Here is a 2,673-nt window from a genome sequence, read left to right on the forward strand (position 1 = left end):
TACGCAAACAGTAAAACATTTAACCATGCCCCTCAACTTTTTGACACTCGCCTCCAAATCATATGACATTTTTATGACTATTTTTCAATATTCAAATACATTTTATGACTCTAAAATCTCAATTCTCATATCTAACATCTACATAATACATAATACATAATACATAATACATAATACATTGTACATTTCCTCCTCCCTCAATACTAATATCTCATATCTCATATCTCACTTCTCACATCTAATATCTAAAATCTAATATCTAATATCTAATATCTCACATCTACATCCTTAGCAATCATTCCCCTTCATCACCTACCAATTTCGTTCATGGATAACCATAAATTAACCTCTTCAAATCATTCCTCATAATTTCGAACTGTTGCTGAACCAAATCAAATAAAGTTTAATTTAAAATCTATTAAAAATGGGAAAAATTACAGATTCTCTATTGTCGGGTACGCGAGGACGTACAGGACGAATTGTTGTTTCGAATATCGAAGGAAATGAAATTTCTCGTATACGACCACGAAAATCAAATCGTATACCAACGCCAAAACAACAAGTCATAAAAGACAGATTCAATTTTGCTGTGCAGTTTATACAAGGGTATAAAGCATTGGCTAAAACCTATTACGGAAAAAGAGCTGGTTTAAAATCGCCTTATAATCAAGCCATGGCAAATTTATTACAATCTATGCCTTGTAATATGGATACGTTAACCTTTTCTATTGATTATGATGCTATTCAATTCACAAAAGGTAATTTACTCGAACCACAACCTGTAAATATTATTGCAGACGATCCACTATCGGCAACGATTACATGGACCAATAATGCAACAGAACTTGTGGATCAAAATGACACCTTGGTTATATTGTATGTAGAAGATGGGAATACAAAAGCACAATCAACGGTTGTACAAACAACTGTAAAACGCTCCGAAGAATCCTATGTACTCCAATTTCTACCCAAATATCAAGGAACAGATATACATGTATGGATGAGTTTTTTATCCGTCATAAAGCAAGACGCTGCACCATCTATTTACTTAGGTCAAGTCACTGTACTTTAATCACTTCCCCTCTACTTTTGGAGGGGATTTTTGTTTATATTATAATTTATTGTATATTAGACAAATACATCTTTACTACAACCATTTTCAATTTTAATTTTTAAGCGTATGAAAATTGAAGTATATGAAGAATATATCAAGTACCTGAACTTTTTTATTCATCGATATGGAGATGTAATCAAGAAAAATGAACCACAAGTCGAAGCAAAACAAGATATCCTAAACAAACAGTATATGCAAATGATTGAATATGCATTTGGCTTTATTCAAAAAATCAATTTGTTTGCGATACAAGATTATCAATCACAGATTTTGTTTATTCCGCAATTAATCTTTTACTTCAATGACCTCTGCGAATGTCCACGTCCCCCAACCTTATCAATAGATTTTAATGTTGACATAGAAGCACTTTACAAACTTTTAAAAAACAACACACAAATTACTTATAATCAAAACCAATATTTTCCTTTTCTTATTGATATTTCAGGTTTATCACACGGTTACCATCATCTCGCTGGTTTTGTTCACCGACACAAACAAGATCAATTTGCGTATTATTGTGTTTCGATCCAAGTCAAAAGTCAAGAATTAAAGGAGAACTGGAAAAAATTTTATCATATTCCCATTCAAAAGCTCAAATTAATTTACAAAGAATGCCTGCAAAAGAACCAAACACTTTATGCTTTTGCAGCAGATACGGAATTTACTTACTATGAAATTCAGAAAGGATTCAACTACTATTTCAACTGCTCCTTTTCGGAATACGAACAAAAATTAAAAATGTTGAAAGCCTTAGAATTGATCATGTTTACCAATGCTCCATTCAAGGACATTACCATTCAAAGTGGTTTCTCCACTTATACTACCTTAAAACGTACATTTGCGAAACACCAAATTCCTTTAAAAGAAATCCCTCGATTAATTATCTAAACTATCGAAGTACAGTCACCACTGTCTTCTCGATGTTCGATGAGTTTATAGGTTAACGGTCTTGGTATAAGTTTTACGCTTAACGTTTTACGTATTTTTTTTAGTTTTACGTGACACGTATTAAGTTCTACGTTTTTATTTTTATTCTTATTAATATTCAAATCCTTTTTTAACAAAGAATTTATAAACCGTCATTGCTGAAAAGTAGAGTTTCAATTCGGTGTAGTGTGCGATATGTTTACGTAATAAGTTTTACGTTTTACGTTTTCATCCTTTTTCAATATTCAAATCCACTTTTTATAACATTTGAAATTAAAAGGAGGAGCCATGGTATGGCTCAGGTAATACTTATTTCTTTTTTTCATTTTTTGCTCATCCAAAAAACATTTGAGATTAAGAGGAGGAGCCACTGTGTGGCTCAGGTAATTCAACTAACTAAATTATCTCCATATAGTTGGCAACTCGCTTCACTCAGACACTCCAACTTTTTTTATTCCAATAATTTAGAGTTGAATTGCATTTCGATTCTAAATCGTCGGATTTTTCTAATTCTTTTTCAATATTCAAATCCAATTTTTATAACATTTGAGATTAAAAATTCTTTAATGTCACTTTTTACTTGACTAAAAAGTAACCAAAAAGTCAAGGCCGTAAACCTCTCTACTAAAAAT

General features: G+C 31.5%; 2 protein-coding genes. Both read left to right on the top strand.

Going from position 1 to position 2,673, the window contains the following annotated elements:
• The first annotated feature begins 424 nt into the window (after positions 1–424).
• Complete coding sequence (locus tag B3578_RS05880; protein ID WP_291047282.1) at positions 425–1,072, top strand: DUF6266 family protein; 648 nt, start codon at positions 425–427, stop codon at positions 1,070–1,072.
• A 108-nt stretch (positions 1,073–1,180) separates the two neighbouring features.
• Positions 1,181–2,002, top strand: a complete 822-nt coding sequence (locus B3578_RS05885) for a helix-turn-helix domain-containing protein (protein ID WP_291047284.1) — start codon at positions 1,181–1,183, stop codon at positions 2,000–2,002.
• Positions 2,003–2,673 lie beyond the last annotated feature (671 nt).

This window comes from Empedobacter sp. UBA1574, assembly GCF_002322895.1.
Taxonomy (GTDB): Bacteria; Bacteroidota; Bacteroidia; order Flavobacteriales; family Weeksellaceae; genus Empedobacter; species Empedobacter falsenii_B.